The sequence below is a fragment of the Acinetobacter sp. 228 genome, assembly GCF_048147885.1.
The window spans coordinates 36,163-53,339 of sequence record NZ_JAYWYV010000007.1; the positions used below are offsets into that span (position 1 = coordinate 36,163).

General features: G+C 42.9%; 16 protein-coding genes and 2 tRNA genes. 7 read left to right on the forward strand and 11 right to left on the reverse strand.

What is annotated here, in order from left to right; translation table 11 throughout:
- Window positions 1-165 precede the first annotated feature (165 nt).
- Both phoB and phoR read left to right on the forward strand, forming a co-directional pair.
- Window positions 166-876, forward strand: coding sequence for a phosphate regulon transcriptional regulator PhoB (phoB, locus tag VXQ92_RS07385; RefSeq protein ID WP_064096938.1), 711 nt, complete (start codon window positions 166-168; stop codon window positions 874-876).
- 26 nt (window positions 877-902) lie between these two features.
- Window positions 903-2,261, forward strand: coding sequence for a phosphate regulon sensor histidine kinase PhoR (gene phoR, locus VXQ92_RS07390; protein WP_416680971.1), 1,359 nt, complete (start codon window positions 903-905; stop codon window positions 2,259-2,261).
- A gap of 48 nt (window positions 2,262-2,309) precedes the next feature.
- Here phoR and VXQ92_RS07395 read toward each other — a convergent pair whose 3' ends face one another.
- Together VXQ92_RS07395 and VXQ92_RS07400 are read right to left on the reverse strand one after the other, a co-directional pair.
- Window positions 2,310-2,960 (reverse strand): glutathione S-transferase family protein, encoded by a 651-nt coding sequence (locus tag VXQ92_RS07395; RefSeq protein WP_416680973.1) that lies wholly within the window; start codon window positions 2,958-2,960, stop codon window positions 2,310-2,312.
- 159 nt (window positions 2,961-3,119) lie between these two features.
- Window positions 3,120-4,067 (reverse strand): pirin family protein, encoded by a 948-nt coding sequence (locus tag VXQ92_RS07400; RefSeq protein ID WP_416680974.1) that lies wholly within the window; start codon window positions 4,065-4,067, stop codon window positions 3,120-3,122.
- Window positions 4,068-4,568: 501 nt separating this feature from the next.
- Here VXQ92_RS07400 and VXQ92_RS07405 point away from each other — a divergent pair.
- Together VXQ92_RS07405 and VXQ92_RS07410 are read left to right on the forward strand one after the other, a co-directional pair.
- Complete coding sequence (locus tag VXQ92_RS07405) at window positions 4,569-5,891, forward strand: GGDEF domain-containing protein (RefSeq protein WP_416680975.1); 1,323 nt, start codon at window positions 4,569-4,571, stop codon at window positions 5,889-5,891.
- 191 nt (window positions 5,892-6,082) lie between these two features.
- A complete protein-coding gene (locus VXQ92_RS07410) occupies window positions 6,083-7,300 on the forward strand; it encodes a GGDEF domain-containing protein (protein ID WP_416680976.1) in 1,218 nt (405 codons plus the stop codon).
- Window positions 7,301-7,441: 141 nt separating this feature from the next.
- Here VXQ92_RS07410 and guaA read toward each other — a convergent pair whose 3' ends face one another.
- Together guaA and VXQ92_RS07420 are read right to left on the reverse strand one after the other, a co-directional pair.
- The gene (gene guaA / locus VXQ92_RS07415) at window positions 7,442-9,010 is read right to left on the reverse strand and encodes a glutamine-hydrolyzing GMP synthase (protein WP_064096934.1); all 1,569 of its coding nucleotides are present in this window, start codon (window positions 9,008-9,010) and stop codon (window positions 7,442-7,444) included.
- Window positions 9,011-9,203: 193 nt separating this feature from the next.
- Window positions 9,204-9,566 (reverse strand): NirD/YgiW/YdeI family stress tolerance protein, encoded by a 363-nt coding sequence (locus tag VXQ92_RS07420; RefSeq protein ID WP_144723855.1) that lies wholly within the window; start codon window positions 9,564-9,566, stop codon window positions 9,204-9,206.
- Window positions 9,567-9,837: 271 nt separating this feature from the next.
- Between VXQ92_RS07420 and VXQ92_RS07425 the strand changes: the two genes are divergently transcribed.
- On the forward strand, window positions 9,838-10,476 hold the full coding sequence (locus tag VXQ92_RS07425) for a DedA family protein (protein ID WP_064101706.1): 639 nt from the start codon (window positions 9,838-9,840) through the stop codon (window positions 10,474-10,476).
- A gap of 21 nt (window positions 10,477-10,497) precedes the next feature.
- Here the strand turns inward: VXQ92_RS07425 and VXQ92_RS07430 are convergent, their stop codons facing one another.
- The 5 genes from VXQ92_RS07430 to VXQ92_RS07450 all read right to left on the reverse strand — a co-directional run bounded on the left by VXQ92_RS07430 (window position 10,498) and on the right by VXQ92_RS07450 (window position 13,338).
- Window positions 10,498-11,091 carry a hypothetical protein gene (locus tag VXQ92_RS07430; RefSeq protein ID WP_064096931.1) on the reverse strand — a complete coding sequence of 198 codons (594 nt, stop codon included), beginning with the start codon at window positions 11,089-11,091 and terminating at the stop codon, window positions 10,498-10,500.
- Between the two features lie 197 nt (window positions 11,092-11,288).
- Window positions 11,289-11,681, reverse strand: a complete 393-nt coding sequence (locus VXQ92_RS07435) for a hypothetical protein (RefSeq protein ID WP_064101705.1) — start codon at window positions 11,679-11,681, stop codon at window positions 11,289-11,291.
- Window positions 11,682-11,694: 13 nt separating this feature from the next.
- Complete coding sequence (locus VXQ92_RS07440) at window positions 11,695-12,531, reverse strand: ParA family protein (RefSeq protein WP_416680977.1); 837 nt, start codon at window positions 12,529-12,531, stop codon at window positions 11,695-11,697.
- Window positions 12,532-12,627: 96 nt separating this feature from the next.
- Entirely contained in the window at window positions 12,628-13,020 is a 393-nt protein-coding gene (locus VXQ92_RS07445) for a SirB2 family protein (protein WP_064101703.1), read from the reverse strand.
- Between the two features lie 9 nt (window positions 13,021-13,029).
- On the reverse strand, window positions 13,030-13,338 hold the full coding sequence (locus tag VXQ92_RS07450; protein WP_416680978.1) for a BolA family protein: 309 nt from the start codon (window positions 13,336-13,338) through the stop codon (window positions 13,030-13,032).
- 233 nt (window positions 13,339-13,571) lie between these two features.
- On the opposite strand from VXQ92_RS07450, the gene VXQ92_RS07455 reads away from it, so the two are divergent.
- Window positions 13,572-13,644 (forward strand) — tRNA-Gly (locus VXQ92_RS07455).
- 48 nt (window positions 13,645-13,692) lie between these two features.
- Window positions 13,693-13,768 (forward strand) — tRNA-Gly (locus VXQ92_RS07460).
- A 174-nt stretch (window positions 13,769-13,942) separates the two neighbouring features.
- Here VXQ92_RS07460 and VXQ92_RS07465 read toward each other — a convergent pair.
- Together VXQ92_RS07465 and VXQ92_RS07470 are read right to left on the reverse strand one after the other, a co-directional pair.
- A complete protein-coding gene (locus VXQ92_RS07465) occupies window positions 13,943-15,202 on the reverse strand; it encodes a capsule biosynthesis protein (protein WP_416680979.1) in 1,260 nt (419 codons plus the stop codon).
- Between the two features lie 7 nt (window positions 15,203-15,209).
- The gene (locus VXQ92_RS07470; RefSeq protein ID WP_416680980.1) at window positions 15,210-17,162 is read right to left on the reverse strand and encodes a capsular polysaccharide biosynthesis protein; all 1,953 of its coding nucleotides are present in this window, start codon (window positions 17,160-17,162) and stop codon (window positions 15,210-15,212) included.
- Window positions 17,163-17,177 lie beyond the last annotated feature (15 nt).

A 17,177-nucleotide genomic window follows, 5' to 3' on the forward strand; every position in this document is an offset into this window, starting at 1 on the left:
AATTTATGATTTTTTAACAATTTTATGCGCTATATTTGTCACAAATCTTTGTGAATTTCAGCAGTTTTTCCCTTTCTGCAATGATACTGTCATAATTAGTCTTTGTAATAAGCCTGTCATAAATATAAAACGGCTCACCGTTTACATGAAATAGGGTATTGCGTTGTGAAAGATGACTACATATTAATCGTCGATGACGAGCTCCCGATTCGGGAAATGATCCATACCTCTCTGGATATGGCCGGTTTTCAGTGCTTGCAGGCAGAAGATGCCAAGCAGGCGCATCAGATGATTGTGGATCAACGTCCGGCACTGATTTTGCTGGACTGGATGATGCCAGGTGGTGTCAGCGGTGTGGACTTATGTCGTCGTCTGAAACGTGATGAAAGCCTGTCTGAAATCCCGGTGATCATGCTGACAGCACGCGGTGAAGAAGACCACAAGGTACAAGGTCTGGATGCCGGTGCCGATGACTACATGACCAAACCGTTCTCGACCCGGGAACTGGTTTCCCGGATTAAGGCGGTACTGCGCCGTGCCAATGCCCTGAGCGGTGAAAAAACCATTGATGCCAATGGCCTGATTCTGGATCCGGTCAGCCAGCGGGTGAATTTTGGCAATAATATTCTGGAAATGGGACCCACCGAATACCGTTTGCTGGCATTCTTCATGACCCATCCGGAACGTGCCTATACCCGTGCGCAATTGCTGGATCAGGTGTGGGGCGGTAACGTCTATATTGAAGACCGGACCATTGATGTGCATATCCGTCGCCTGCGCAAGGTGCTGGAACCCTATGGTGTGGACCGTTATGTACAGACCGTACGTGGCACAGGTTATCGTTTCTCGACCCGTTCCGATGTCGCTTTAGGTTAAATATCATTTAAGGTAAATCTTGTTTTATGTATGAACCCTACCCTGTCCCCGAACTGGCACGCGAGCACAAAAGAATCCGTTACAGCAGTTTATGGGATTTCGCCAAACAGGATTTACGCCTGCTGGCTTTTTTTCTGATTATTGCCAGCTTTATTGGTTTTGGGAGTGGGTATTTCTGGATTTGTATCGTAATCGCCTTCGTGGCGTTCTTTGCGACCCAGATGCGTTCTTTATACTTGGTCAATGAATGGATTTCCAACCGCCCCTATGATGTTCCGCCCAATATTGGCGGAATTTGGGGTGCACTGCTTTTCAATGTTTACCGCGCCCAGCGTCAGGAACGGATTGTTCAGGCAGAAATGGTTGAACTGATCGATCGTGCACAGTCTTCTCTGGTAGCCTTGCAAGAAGCTGTCGTTTTAATTGATGAAAACCAGCAGATTGAATGGTGGAATCCTGCTGCGGAACGTCTGCTCGGAATCTCGAGTGATGACCGTGGCCGTAATATCCTGACCTTGCTGCGCCAACCGAATTTTATTGAATACTATCATCATATTGATGAATCTCCGGACGGCCTGAAAATGCGCTCTTCACTGTTTGAAGACCATTATGTACAGGTCAAAATGACACGTTTTGGCGGAGAAAGCCGAGTACTGGTCGCTTATGATGTAACCCGGATGCATAATCTGGAACAGATGCGTAAAGATTTCGTCGATAATATTTCCCATGAACTACGAACTCCTTTGACCGTACTCAGTGGCTATATTGAAACCTTTACCGATCAGGAAGACATCAATCCACGCTGGAAACGTGCCTTTGATCAGATGCAGTCGCAGACCCGACGCATGAATGCACTGGTCAATGACCTGCTATTACTGTCACGTCTGGAAAATGACAAGAATATTGCCAAAAACCAGATCATTGAAATGCCGAGTCTGATGAACCAGCTGTTCGATGATGCCCAGGCCTATAATATGGATTATGGTCATACCCTGAATCTGGACATTGACAGCCATTGCGATCTGATCGGTTCAGACATGGAACTGGCCAGCGCTTTTAGTAATCTGATCACCAATGCCATCAAATATACGCCTAAAGGTGGCACCATCACTATCGGCTGGCATGATGATGGTGAATCGGCCTATTTTGTGGTGCAAGATAACGGTATCGGCATTGATCCCAAGCATCTGCCACGTCTGACCGAGCGTTTTTACCGTATCGATTCAGACCGCAGTCGCCGTACTGGTGGTACCGGTTTGGGACTTGCCATCGTCAAACATGTATTGATGCAACATCAGGCACATCTGGAAATCGAGTCCAAAGAAAACCAAGGTTCCACGTTTAAGGTGGTTTTCCCCAAAGAACGTCTCAGCTTCCCGGACTAATCTCACAAAATCAAAAAAGGTGCCATCGGCACCTTTTCTTTTAAGCATTTAAGAGCTGATCTGTTTTTCCCTGCTCAGCGCACGCGCATAGGCTGCACGTTGTGAGACCCGTTTCAGATAGGCCTGAATCGCTGGATAACTTTGGCCTGTCCGGCTCTGCATCGCTTCCAAAGGAAAACTCATCTGAATATCGGCAAAACTGAAATGTCCGGCAAAATAATCATGCTCGCTCAAATAGCTTTCCAGAAACTGGATATGATCTTTTAAGCGGCTCTGTACAAACTGTTTCTTCACTCCATCACAGATTTTCTTGGCTACAGGCCGAATCAGCAACGGGGTATGTTTTGGTACAGTGGTCATCACCAGTTGCATCACCAGCAGCGGCATTAACGAACCTTCCGCATAATGCATCCAGTAACGGTACTGGGCCTTGTCGGCAGGATCTTCGGGACGAAACTGCTGCTGTTCGTCATAGGTTTCCTGTAAATATTCCAGGATCGCTGCAGATTCCGCCAGTACCTGACCCTGATCGACCAGAATCGGAGCTTTGCCCAATGGATGGATCTGTTTTAAGGCCGGTGGCGCAGAAAGATTGGGCTGACGCTTATAGTATTTAACCTCGTAATCCAGTCCTAACTCTTCCATGGCCCACAGGATACGAAATGACCGTGATTGTTCGAGATGATGTAAAACACGCATATTAGACTCATGATTTTATTGTTCTTGCTCATTGAGCATAGCAAAAAGCAGCCGACTCCAGCTCATTTTTTGATGACTGTAATGATATGTATCCCATGTTGCAGATTCACTCTTTGAGTTCAATTCAGCCAGCGCTTTATATTCCCATCATTTTAGCATTTATCGTGAAGCACGCATCCGCTCTGGAAATGCAGGAGCTTCTAAACGTAGCCCATCATAGGCTGGAATAGAACCAAAACGTTCATGCCCTTCTATCCATTGTTCCCGTGCAATTTTAAGGTCCTCTACCGTACGCCCGACCAGATTCCACCATAATAAAATCGGGCTTTCAAATGGCTCTCCTCCAATCAATAACACCCGGCTTCTGGCATGAATTTCAGCATTGACCTGTTGCAACCCCGGCTCCAGGATCAGCATATTATCCTCTGTCAGTTCATGTCCATTTATACTGGCCGTACCTTCAAGTACCATAAAGCCATATTCAAATTTCGGATTCAGTGGCAAACGCATACTGCTACTTTCATCTGCATACAGATCCACGCCCAGCAATTCACTATGCACTTTAACCGGTGATCTGGTATTTAAATACTCTCCAACCAGCACGGTAAACTCGATACCCTGCTCATTGACCACCGGTAATTCAGGATAATGGTCAAACCCCGGTGCCATATTGATCTTGTCATCCGGCAAGGCAATCCACAACTGTGCTGCATGCATATGGGTCTCACTTTCCGGAGAGACTTCAGTATGTGAGATACCATAGCCCGAGGTCATCAGATTGACCTGCTTGGGACGAATCAATTGCTGATTTCCCAGACTGTCATTGTGCATCATGCTGCCTTCGATCATCCAGGTAAAAGTCTGCAGCCCGATATGCGGATGTGGTCCGATATCTAGGCCATCTCCTTGCGGGAAAATGGCAGGACCGGCGTGATCGAGAAAACACCAGGCACCTATCATGCGCTTGTGTCTGCTTGGCAAGGCACGTTTAATCACGGTACCCTGCCCGATTTCTGCGCGGCGTAAAGGAAATTCCTGAATAAACCGGTTTACATACTTTTCACAATCATCAGAATTGGACAGTTCAATATCACTATTGGTCGACATGGCTGAGTTTACCTCGGCATTTTCATTCTAGTTCCGGAGTGGGTGAGACATTCACATTAGACTGATCCAAAATGCCCCTTGCTCAGGACAATGTACAGGGTCTAGATTCAAAATCTATCTCTAGAAATATTTAGATACGTATTAAGTATTCTAATGGCTACCCTATTTAAAATCTGAACAGCTGATACGATTTATATTGTAAATACAAATACTTGAGTTAGCTTAAAATTTTTGATGCAGCTACCTGGCTTAAGGAGATGATATGGGGTTATACAAAGAAGTATTGCGCAATCATGTTTCACGTGAAACGAATGAATAGTTTTTTAAAATTCTGGCAAATAAGATGATTTTTCATGTATTTCAAATACTTCCATTATTAAAAAACACAAATTTTGTTACGTTTTAAATGTAAAAACCTTCCGGATACCCAATTTTTGGGAGGTTATTTTTTATGCAATCACGGCATAATAGGCACCTATAAAAATAATACTGGACCAGGACATGTCTGCTAAGAATGAGAATATATATTCAACGACGAATGTATCTTTTCAAAATTCGACGACTGATAAATCACTAAAACTATCTGAATGTGATCTGAAAAACCGTCAGCTGATTGAACAGGCGCTGACAGATCCGCATGCCCGTATTCCTGCTCCGTTTCAGCAATATTTTTATGATTACGTCTATACCCATAGTCATCAAAATTTGCGTCAAATTAACTATCTGGCACAAATAGCATTTCTTCTGTATTTTTTTGCTGATATCCTGATTATTCCGGACATGTTTTTTATGTCCGGGCTGATACGTGTGGTTCTGGTTCTGGGCGCACTGTTTTGCTGTTATTACCTGTTTAAAAAATATAAAAACATTCAGGTTCTGGATAGAATCGTGCCTATAGGTACGACTGTGGCCGCAGCGGCCTGGATTGGCTTACTGGTACTTTCAAGTAGTCCTCATGTGGCCACCTATATTTATGCCTCTGCGATTTTTATTCTTGTCGCCAATCTCTGTATACAGACCCAGTTTAAAGTCGCGGTCTATTGTTCCATCTTGATTGCCCTGTTTATCATGCTGGGGGCCAATCAGTTAATGAGTACATCTCAAGCTTTTATTTTTGCAGTAGTTTTTAGTCCTCTCTGGTTTTTTAGTATCTATATTAACTGGAATAATATTCTAAATGTTCGACGTTCGTTTCTGCGCTCCCTACTTGACGAATGGAACTATCAAACCTTAAAAAATCTCGCACATACCGATGATTTGACCCAGCTATATAATCGTCGCCATTTTGTCGATATGGCTGAACGCTCAATTCATCAGTGGCCTAAACATGCCAGTAGCTGCCTGCTGATGTTTGATGTTGATCATTTTAAGAATATTAATGATAGCTATGGACATGATGTTGGTGATCGGGTATTGCAACTCATTGCTGAAGTGACCCGTAAAGAAATGCGGCATAGCGATGTACTGGCACGTTTTGGCGGGGAAGAATTTATCGCCCTTCTGGAGGATACTCAGCTACAAGACAGTCTGGTGATTGCAGAGCGAATTCGCTGTGCTATTCAAAAGCAGTACATTTATGTCAAACCTAATCATGCCATCCGGTTTACTATTTCGATCGGGATAGCAGAACTGGAATCACATACCCAAACTCTGGAAGACCTGATCAAACAAGCTGATATTGCTTTATATCAGGCCAAAAAAACTGGACGCAACCGGATTGAAGTCTATTATCCCGACATACTGGATCAGGCCAAGCCTGCAACAGACAATCCCTGGAATGTATTTAAATCGAGCACTCAGCCAGTTCAATCAGCCACAAATTAAAGTTGAACCCAGTTTGGTTTGTTATAACAAGCCAAGCTCATCCTGAGAAGTATTAATCAGATATTTTTACCTGATCAAATAAATTTGTTTCTTCACTTTTAAAATATTTAACAAAAGAATAGAATATTTTTTATACAACTATATAAATTTCATCTTATTCATTTTTATAAATTTTAAGTTGGGAAGGCTGCATGCCTCATGATTATGAAAAAGAATCTCGTAGTTTGATTCAGGAGGCTCTTCAAGAGCCGCTTGTTCGTATTCCTGCACCCTTAAAACCAGCTTATTATGCTCATCAAAAACAACTTACTTTAAAATACCTGTTACAGGTTAATTTATTTGCACAGCTGGCCTATGCATCCTATACCCTTGCCGATATTGTGGTACTCAACGATATCCTTACTTTGCTCATTTTGACCAAAATCAGCTATACCCTTCTGATCGTCATGGTGACGATCTGGATGTATCATTCTTACCGCAACCTGCCTGTCTTTGACCTGCTCTTGCCCACTTCAATTATTGGCGCAAGTGCCATCTGGTTCTTTAACCTGAATCAGTCCGAAAGTGCCTCTGTCCTTATTTATCAATATGCATCCCTGGTCTTTATTGTGTTGGCCAATTTATGTATACAGATCCGTTTCTGGCCGTCTTTGATTACTTCAGGTCTGATTACCCTGGTCATTTATCTTGGCGTATATTTCAATACCCATGCTGACCCGTATCAGATATTTTTATTTTCCTTGATTTATCTGCCGGTATTAACCTTCAGTCTTTATATCAGCTGGAACTCGACCTTAAAATCACGCATTGTATTCCTGCAATATACCCTGAATGAATATAATCGTCAGGCCTTTGAAAATATGGCACATACTGACTCACTCACTGGCCTGAATAACCGTCGATGTTTTGAATATCTGGCCCAACAGCTGGTACAGCAGAATCTTGCGCGACCTGCACCCATGAGCTTACTGGTATTTGATGTTGATCATTTCAAGCAGATTAATGACCGTTATGGGCATGATATTGGAGATCAGGTCTTACAAACGATAGCACTAATCACCCATAGTGAAATGCGGCAGCATGATATTCTGGCGCGCTATGGAGGCGAGGAATTTATTGCTTTTTTACCTGAAACTTCTCTCGATGATGCGTTAAAAATTGCTGAACGTTTAAGGCATAAAATTGAAAATATCGTGATCGACCTAGACAGTCAACATCGTTTCAGTTTTAGTATTTCTATTGGTGCTGCCATTCTGGAAAGCTGTGAAACCGATTTACTGACCCTGATTAAACAGGCCGATATCGCATTATATCAGGCTAAAGCCAATGGTCGGAATCGGATTGAGGCTTATGATCCAGATCAGAGTTTAGATGGAGAGCTGCAAAACTGGCAGGTTAAGCCGGCTTAAGTCTCTTATCTATTTAAAAAAGTATAAAAAAGAGCGCCTAAGCACTCTTTTTTAATTTGGAACGTTTAGATTCCTAAACTGCCGCGAGCATAGCGCTTGGCGTAATTTAGGCGGACAGCAGTGCTGTCCGAAACCCCTAAATTACTCCCATTCAATTGTTGCTGGTGGTTTAGACGATACGTCATACACAACACGAGAAACTTCAGCAATTTCATTCATGATACGGGTCGAGATCTTATCGACTAAATCATAAGGAAGATGCGCGAAACGAGCCGTCATAAAGTCCACGGTTTCTACCGCACGCAGTGCAATCACCCATGCATAACGACGGCCGTCACCGACTACACCCACCGATTTCACTGGCTGGAATACTGCAAAGGCTTGTGCAGTTTTATCATACCAACCGCTGGCACGCAGTTCCTGCATGAAAATGTCATCTGCAAGACGTAAAATGTCTGCATATTCTTTTTTCACTTCACCCAGGATACGCACACCAAGACCTGGGCCCGGGAATGGATGACGATAGATCATGCTGTGTGGCAAACCTAAAGTCGTACCCAATTTACGTACTTCATCTTTAAACAGGTCACGTAACGGTTCAACCAGTTCAAACGCCAGGTCTGCCGGTAAACCACCCACATTGTGATGCGATTTAATCACATGCGCCTTACCCTGCTTGCTTGCGGCAGATTCAATCACGTCCGGATAAATCGTACCTTGAGCCAGGAATTTTACGCCATCTAATTTACGGGCTTCTTCAGCGAAGACTGCAATAAATTCACGGCCAATAATCTTACGTTTTTTCTCTGGATCAACTTCGCCAGCCAGTGCAGTCAGGAAACGTTCCTCTGCATCAGCACGAATCACGCGGATACCCATGTTATCTGCAAACATTTGCATCACTTGATCGCCTTCGTTCAAACGAAGCAGACCATTATCTACAAACACACAAGTCAGCTGATCACCAATTGCTTTATGCAACAGTGCTGCCACTACAGATGAATCCACACCGCCAGAAAGACCAAGTAATACTTTTTCATCACCAATCTGTTGGCGAAGCTGTTCTACACGTAGATCAATAATGTGTTCTGGCGTCCACAGACCGCGACAACCACAAATTTGATGAACGAAGTTCGACAGTAATTCTGCGCCTTTAGAAGTATGTGTTACTTCAGGATGGAACTGAATGCCATAGAAACCGCGAGTTTCGTCAGAAACCATCGCAATTGGACAGCTTGGAGTTTGTGCAGTGATCTGGAAGCCTTCTGGAATACGGGCAACCTTGTCACCATGGCTCATCCAGACATGCAACTGGTTTTCACGGTCCTGTAAATTACCGATCAGCTTGTCACGTACGACAATATCTACTTCTGCATAGCCAAATTCGTGTACATGACCCGGCTCAACTTTACCGCCAAGCTGTTCGCACATGGTTTGCAGGCCATAACAAATACCCAATACCGGCACACCCAGTTCGAATACCACTTGCGGCGCACGTGGGCTGCCTTCAAGGTGAACACTCTCAGGTCCACCAGACAAGATGATCCCGTTTGGATTAAATGCACGAATGTCTTCTTCAGACATATCATAGGCATACATTTCAGAATATACACCAGCTTCACGAACACGACGTGCGATGAGCTGACTATATTGAGAACCGAAATCCAGAATCAGGATACGATCTTCAGTAATTTGAGTATTGGTAGTCATGACGAACAACTATGAAAGGCAAACGAAAGATAAGCGCCGTATTCTAGCATTTTTCTTGCATTTAAGCACACTATTCCAAAGCGTTTAAATATTAAACAGTTAAGAAATTATAGAAATTAGTGGCTTCATTTTTGGCTGGTTCACAGGAGAGCAGACTTCCGCTGCTTTCCTGTGAACCAGCCAAATGAATGGTTTATTTCAGGTGTTCAATCTGAATCACTTCAATATCGGTGGGTTTATTGCGGTGCGTATCGACCTCGCCCCAGACTTTCACCCGGTCGCCTGCTTTGAGTTTTAATCTTTTCCAGTGGTCATCATCCACATCAATCATGATGCTGCCGGTTTTATCTTTTAATTCAAATTCATCACTTTGCGCTGCACGCTGTTTGACGATCTGGCCTGTTAAGGTCACGCCGGTTTCATCTTTCATTTTGTGTGCCTGAGCAATACTGACTACATTCTTTTTGGCTTCTGCCAGAACAGCCTGATCGGATTTAGCCCAAAGTGCCGGACTGACAGCTGCCAGAACTAGTATCACAAGAATATATTTTTTCATATGTTTTGACCTGCTATTTTTATGATGATTCCATAATCTAAACAGAAAGCTGGAGCAGACGCTGCAGAAGTTATGTAACACCATGATGACCTTGTGTAGTCTGCTCAGAAAGCTCCAATAAAAATCTGTAAATACGCTGATACATCCATTTTTAAAATGACAGGATTAGCCTGAAAGCAGAAAAATAAGCCGCAAAATAGTCGACTTTTATTACTGACTTTAGAGGTGATCGCTGTTAGGATTTGAGCACACTTTTGCTTGTACTGGGCTCATGGAACTGATTGATTTTATCTTGCATGTTGATGATCACTTGCTTGAATTTATCACCAATTACGGGATCTGGATTTATGCCATTCTTTTCCTGATTATCTTTGTGGAAACAGGTTTGGTGGTCATGCCGTTCCTGCCTGGTGACAGTTTGTTATTTGCAGCAGGCGCACTTGCAGCCTCTACCGGTGCGATGGATCCCTGGGTGCTGATTCCGCTCCTATTTGTTGCGGCAGTGCTGGGTGATACCCTGAATTATCACATTGGTAAATATATTGGACCTCGGGTGTTCGAGATTGAATCACGCTTTATCAATCAAAAACATTTATTGGCGACTCAGCAATTCTTTGCCAGACATGGGGGTAAAACCATTATTTTTGCGCGTTTTATTCCTTTTGCCCGTACCTTTGCACCCTTTGTAGCCGGTGCTGGCAGCATGAATTACAAATATTTCCTGACCTATAATGTGGTCGGGGCATTTGCCTGGATTAGCTCATTTGTAATCTTGGGTTATATGTTTGGCAATATGCCGATTGTTAAAGACAATTTTACCTATCTGATTTTCGGCATCATTATTTTAAGTGTATTGCCAGGTGTGATTGGCTTTATTCAACAAAAGCTTAAAAAAAGCACAACAGCTTAATATTTTTTATAGCCTGCGCATTTAATCCCACAGCTTGATCAGGAGTGGGATCAGACAAAGCAGGACAAACAGAGCCGCGCCTTTATAAATGAGGCCGGCTTTTATTTTTTCAGAATGACTGCTCAAAATTGCCTGACCAAAAATCATCCAGAAAACCCCTACAGGAATGGTACTCAAGCTAAAGGCAGCAAAAACCAGCACGAAGTTGGTCGGACTTTGCCAGGTTTCCATGGGTAAAATTCCTGAGGCCAACAGGGCTGCTTTAGGATTTTTTAAGGTGGCCCTAAACATTTGCCAAGGACGAATCTGAGGATGGTTCTTATTATAGCGCTCTAACTGTTGGGCCTTATATAAATGCAAGGTCATCCAGCCCACACAGATGGTACTCAGTACATAGACCACACCTTTAAAATTTGGCCAGATCGGTGAAGCCAGATGAATCAACAAAGCCCAGACATTAATGGCATAAAAATAGCCCATCAGAATGGCAGGAAGATAAAGACTGGTTTTGGGCCGTCCCTGCTGATAAGCAGAACTGGCCACCAGGGCATTGGCCGGCCCTGGAACCATCAGCACAGCAATGAGTCCTAAAACAAATAACCAATTTTCAATCATCGCGATGAACTATTCCGGGCCCAGATTCTAGCTTAATCAATATGCGAATATCATGACAAGCTTAAAAATTTCAGACTTCTATACAGGCCGGTCAATTTCACGTGAGTTTTATCTTAATTTAAACCGCTCTATTCTTGGTGAAAGCAATAAAAAATGCCGACCCGAAGTCAGCATTCATCCTTTTAATATAGAATGATTTATTTAGGTATCGCCTGCCGCACGATCATCGGGCAGTTCTTATAACGTGCAGCCTGGACAATCGCTTCCTGCTCGCCTAAAAGTCGTGCCAGTTCGGTTCTTTTGGTATCAGATGACTGTCCCATATTGACTGAGATACTCGGACCAATACCCCAACCACCGTGACTGCCCCAACCACCGCCAAGACCCACACCTACACCCATGCCAGTACGTTTCGGTGGTTCGACACCATTATCAATATACTGCTGAATACGGTTATATTCACCCTGTAGTTGCGAGCAACCCAAAGTCTGATACAGGGTTGGCGACACATAAGTCGGTTTTACCGTCGTTGCACAAGCACTGAGTAATGCAAGTGCAGCAATACTCAGGCCGATTTTCACAAGTTTCATAGCTAACTCGATCTTAATTCTGTTCTATCTCATTGAACAACGATTGATAGGCCTGAGTCAATTTATGATCAGTAGCCAAATGAATCAGCGGCTGATTTTTCTGATGAGATTCTTTCATCAAGATCGACGGTGGCAACATACTGTCAAGCACCGGTAAGCCTTCATCTTTGAGCTGCTGTACCACTTCACGCGGTAATTTGGCCTGTGCCTGAAACTGGTTGACGACAATGCCTTCAATTTCCAAATTTTCATTATGGTCATCTTGGGTTTCAATCACATTTTCAATCAGGGTCTGCAGGGCGCGTTTAGAAAATACGTCACAGTCGAAAGGAATCAGCACGCGATCTGCCGCAATGAGTGCGGAGAGGGTAAAGAAATTGAATGCAGGCGGTGTATCAATAAACACCCGGTCATAATGTCCCGACAGTTGTTGCAAGGCATCTCTTAACTTGTAAATCTTGTGCTTGGATTCCAGGGCATGAGCCAATGTCCCAAGTGTAGGGCTGGCCGGAATAACATCCAGATGCTTAAAAGAGGATTGATGCACATAGCTTTCCAGACCTTTGCTACGACTTTTTAAAATCGAGCCAATGGCATTGCCGAGCAGCCCCTTACTTTGCTGGTTGCCGAGTACATCTTCAAAATAGTTTTCGATATTCGGTTCGAGTGCAGGCTTGTCACTGGAATACGTCGCATCATCGCCTAGCACATACTGGCTGGAGTTAGCCTGCGGATCCAGGTCGATCAACAAGGTTCTTAAGCCCTGATATGCGCTGATCGCTGCCAGATTGACGGTAATACTCGACTTGCCCACCCCACCTTTTTGATTAAATACCACACGTGTACGCATGTCCCCTCCTGTCAATTTTTAATTACTTTTACTACATTTGTACTTTTTAATTATTCAGATGTAATGGCTATGCTGATCGTCATAGCCAGTCTGCTTTTAGCCAAAATTCGGCTTGATCATCACCAGGGCCAGAATAGACATCAATGAAACCACAGCAATAAATAAGCCAGCCCGACGCTGTACCAGCAAAATCGAATCATCTTTTTTATAGGCTTTGCCTAGAGAGGACACCAGTACCAAAAATAAAATAACTTTGGCATAGAACCAGGGCTGCACATCAAAATCTTTAAGGAAAAGCGACACGATACCGGTCAGTACAATCACCGTGATGGCGAAATGCTGCAAAGCCACTAATGCGGTGCGTGCTACCGGATTAGGCATATTTCCCTGTGTGCCGACAAACAAGGTCAAGGCACGGGCAAGAATGGCGACAATCGCCAGTCCTGCTACCGACATATGGATAATCTTGACTAAAAGTTGGGTTTCCATCATTTCCTCTTAGTTTTTTGGTGCATGGGCACAAGCAGGACTGCTCGTATCCTGTCCTGTCCATTCTTCAGGTAAAAATGCATGAATCGCCAGCGCATGAATCTTGTCTTTCGACAGCAGATCCCCCGCAGCAGCATAAACTTTTTGATGACGCTGGACGGGGCGCAAACCGGCAAAAGCCTGACTGACAATGACGGTTTTAAAATGCGATTCTTTTCCCGGGAAATAACCGCCATGGCCCGAGGACTCATTGACTACTTCCAGATGGGTTGGGGATAATTGTGCCAAACGGTCTTTCAGTTGTTGTTCTAAGCTCATGGCCGGACTCCAATTTTGAAAAATATGGTTTCAGTATACCTTGTTCTGCGAAGTATTTTGGCAGTCTATATGGGTGCAATCCGTTGAATGTAGCTAAGTTTTATAAACTACCAGATGAATATTGGCTATTTAATGTCTAATCCAAAGGATTTTGATTTTATTTTATGCAATTGATGCAAGATTTTTAACAAAGGTGTTGACCTGATTTTTGCATGCTGTATTATACACGGCATGCGGGAATAGCTCAGTTGGTAGAGCATAACCTTGCCAAGGTTGGGGTCGGGAGTTCGAGTCTCCTTTCCCGCTCAAAATTTTTTCATTTAGTTTTTTCATTTAAAAAACTTTATAGACTCCGCGGGAATAGCTCAGTTGGTAGAGCATAACCTTGCCAAGGTTGGGGTCGGGAGTTCGAGTCTCCTTTCCCGCTCCAGATTCTAAAAAAGCCCTGATTTTTCGATCAGGGCTTTTTTTATTTTAAATTCTTTTATCCCCTTCAATGAAGTTCAGGCAAAAGTATTTTATTTAAGGATTTCTCTCAACAAGATTTCTAAAATTTCTAAATTTTACCAGTTAATTATATGAGCCATGAAGGCTCTCATCCCAATCAGATGGAAACAGGATTATTGGCCGGCTGCATTTCTACATCTACCTCGATATGCGACAGATCATAGTGATCCATCCAAGGTGAAGCACCATAAAATGCCCCGTTTAATTGAGAATAATTAATCAGCTCTTCACGGAAGTAATTAAAATACACCTGATCCACCTTACCTGGATTCCTCCAGAATTTAGCCAGTGGCCGTTGGTTGGTCAGCTTAGGCAAGTTATAGAGTGCATAGCCCAATACCTTGACAGGAATATGGTGATACAAAGCCTGAATGCCTGTCGTACTATTTACCGTGACAAAACCCAGGCTATTTTTTAAAAGCGTAGGTAAATGGATATCACAAAAATAGTGAATCCGTCCCTCCACATCCTGAGACTTGGCCAACTTACGAATATAAGAAGCATAATTACGATAGCCACGATCCATTGGATGATGTTTAAGTACTAAATGATGATGCGGATCTGCGTGTCGTGCAAAATCCCGAATCACCATTTCAATATACTTTTTCATACATTTCAAATCGGAATGGGTACGAATTTGAAAATCGTTATGCACTTGTAGGGCAAAAACAAAATAGCGTTTTTTATAGCCCTGTATAAATGTATTAAACCGACCGTCTTCTACAAAATAGTTTTTAATGCGCCGCGCACCTGACCAGATCCAGTAATAAATTTCAGCCCAGATAGTCATCTGCCGGTGGTGTTTATAATGGGGGTATTTCCATGAAAAAATCAGCATAAACAGATAATAGATCATTACACTGACTACCATTGAGCGGTAGCTATTATTGACTTCGGAAATTTCCTCAATCTGGCTATGTTTATGTTTTTTGGCTTTTAACTTCAAATGCGATAAAAAGTTGGAAAAGAAATTAACCCCGTCCTGCTCAAAGGTAATGTAGTTTGGCCGGATATACCCTTCTTCAAAAGCAAAAAAGTTAATCTGATGCTTCAATGCCACTTTTTTTGCAATCTGATGGTATTGACGGCAGTCCCCAAAACATACGACAGTATCAATATCCTGGGTTAACAGCAGATCCTCAATCCAGGCTGAAAATTCAGAAGAAGCACCGGTAAAATTAAAATTGTATTCAAAAGAACGTGAAAAAAACTGATCACCACCATTCAAGTTTACTTTAAAGCAATGAATATCATGATCTTTTAGCCATGCAGAAAAACGAGTAAAAAAGTTCCCCATCGGGCCCTGTAACAAGAGGACCCGTTCAGAAAGTAATAAACGATTTATATGGACTGACATAAAGCAATTAACCTATTTTTTTTAGTATATTATATAGAGCTAATAATACACGTTTATACCTTTCGTTATAACTTACCGGTTGATCTAACTGTTTTTTTATATAAGCAATTACATCTTCAGGTCTGACCAAGGGGATACCCGACACCTCGGTATGCGCTAAATTATAGGTCGGATATTCTACAAGGGTGATATACAGTAAATCCTCCAATGTAAGATGTCTATTGCGTCTTTGTGACAAGTACCTATCCTGTGTCAAGCCCCAGCCTGCATAGAAAGGTAATCCATAACAATAGACCTTTAGCCCCCGAATTAAAGCTTCGAAACCACTTAAGGACGTTATGGTATGTACCTCATCACAAATTTCAAAACACTCTAAAATGGAAGTATCAAGTTCAACCTGATCGGCATAATGCAGCATGTCCGGTTCAGGAATTTTCCCTGTGCGTAGTCCGCTCTGGACATCTGGATGTGGCTTGTAAATAATATAGCTGTCCGGATGGTTTTCCCTGACCTGCTTGAGCAGCCCCAGATTGGTTTTAACCCCCACTCCCCCGAGCTGAATCGACATATCATCTTCCACCTGTCCAACGACCAACAGAACACGTGAATGTGGAGGACGTGTTAATGATTTTTTTGTGCCGACATTGTATTTTGAAATATTTAAATCAATAAGTAATTTTCTTAATCGCTGTGCGCGGTCAATCTGCTCTGTACTTAAATTCACATTTAAAAGCAGCTGTTCTATTCGTGAAGGCTGTGTAGCATCATAGTAAATGCCGACATTGTCAAAAACCAGTGAACAGGGCCGGATCAGCTTCGCTCCTAGGCCAACAGAACGAATAAATCCATCTTCAACAGTAGTGACTTGTTCATAAGCTGATTCTTTTAACAGCCTGGCTCTTTTCCCCCAAGCTAAAATATAATGATGTTTATGCGGTTTAAAATAACGCTGGAATTTCAGCTTGAGCTGAGGAAATGCGAAATAAGCTGCAATAAACTTTTTTTTCCAGGGACTAAACCCATAGGCTATATACGATTGGGCCAGTTGTTGTTGGAACTGTATATTTGGAATAAATAAATCGAGGATTTCCTCTAACTCGCAGCGCTGTCCGGTTACTGGATTAAGATAATGTGCATACTGCAAATACGCACAGGCAAATAAATGCTGCAAGGAGCGATTTTGTCTGCGTCGCCCATTTAAAATATGCAGAGGCGCGCGATGATCCTGGGTAAGTCCCCAGCCTGCATACCATGGCACACCAAAACAATGTACCATCTTGCCACACAGCAAGGCTTCAAAACCAAGCTGTGAGCTGACTACATAGACCTCGCTCATATAGTCCAACAGCTCAATCGGATTATAGGCCTCAGTTAAAACCCGGATATTTTCAGAATCCAAGTCCTGCGGTTGAAAATGAGATTTTGCCTTTCCCGCCATTACATCAGGGTGAGTTTTGACCCAAATAATCGCATGCGGATGATCGTGACAGGCTTGTGCCAACATGGTCTTAAAAGTTGCTGGGGTAGCACCTGCATATTTAATGGATTGATCACCAAAAGTTTGATCAACAACCAAAACATGTCTAGTTGTCTGTTCAAATTTAGCAGGATCGATGCTTTGGAATTTTTGATTATATTTGGTGACTTTATGGTTTAATATTGTCTGAATGACGGATGAAGCTCGCAGGTTTAGTTTTTCAGTTTCAGGTTGAAGAATCAGTTGTTCCAAGTCTGATGTTTGCAAGGCATCAAAATAAATACCTGTTTCATCAATCACTAGGGAAAGAGGTGCATAGCCATCTTTGCCTAAGCCAAGAGAACGGATAAATCCATCTTCCAAGCAGAGTGCTTTTAAGCCATTTTTTTCAGCTAGGTTTTGGGCTTTGAAAAAACTTTTTTTGCGTCCCCAGCCACAGGGAATAAATGCATGTGGGCGAAAGATAGTTTCCCATACATGCAATTTATTTCTATAAAG

Coding starts and splice junctions, on each gene's coding strand:
- VXQ92_RS07405 (WP_416680975.1), top strand. CDS start 4,569: ATGTCTGCTAAGAATGAGAATATATATTCAACGACGAATGTATCTTTT.
- VXQ92_RS07410 (WP_416680976.1), top strand. CDS start 6,083: ATGCCTCATGATTATGAAAAAGAATCTCGTAGTTTGATTCAGGAGGCT.
- VXQ92_RS07420 (WP_144723855.1), bottom strand. CDS start 9,566: ATGAAAAAATATATTCTTGTGATACTAGTTCTGGCAGCTGTCAGTCCG.
- VXQ92_RS07445 (WP_064101703.1), bottom strand. CDS start 13,020: ATGGAAACCCAACTTTTAGTCAAGATTATCCATATGTCGGTAGCAGGA.
- VXQ92_RS07395 (WP_416680973.1), bottom strand. CDS start 2,960: ATGCGTGTTTTACATCATCTCGAACAATCACGGTCATTTCGTATCCTG.
- VXQ92_RS07400 (WP_416680974.1), bottom strand. CDS start 4,067: ATGTCGACCAATAGTGATATTGAACTGTCCAATTCTGATGATTGTGAA.
- phoR (WP_416680971.1), top strand. CDS start 903: ATGTATGAACCCTACCCTGTCCCCGAACTGGCACGCGAGCACAAAAGA.
- VXQ92_RS07440 (WP_416680977.1), bottom strand. CDS start 12,531: ATGCGTACACGTGTGGTATTTAATCAAAAAGGTGGGGTGGGCAAGTCG.
- VXQ92_RS07435 (WP_064101705.1), bottom strand. CDS start 11,681: ATGAAACTTGTGAAAATCGGCCTGAGTATTGCTGCACTTGCATTACTC.
- guaA (WP_064096934.1), bottom strand. CDS start 9,010: ATGACTACCAATACTCAAATTACTGAAGATCGTATCCTGATTCTGGAT.
- VXQ92_RS07425 (WP_064101706.1), top strand. CDS start 9,838: ATGGAACTGATTGATTTTATCTTGCATGTTGATGATCACTTGCTTGAA.
- VXQ92_RS07450 (WP_416680978.1), bottom strand. CDS start 13,338: ATGAGCTTAGAACAACAACTGAAAGACCGTTTGGCACAATTATCCCCA.
- VXQ92_RS07465 (WP_416680979.1), bottom strand. CDS start 15,202: ATGTCAGTCCATATAAATCGTTTATTACTTTCTGAACGGGTCCTCTTG.
- VXQ92_RS07430 (WP_064096931.1), bottom strand. CDS start 11,091: ATGATTGAAAATTGGTTATTTGTTTTAGGACTCATTGCTGTGCTGATG.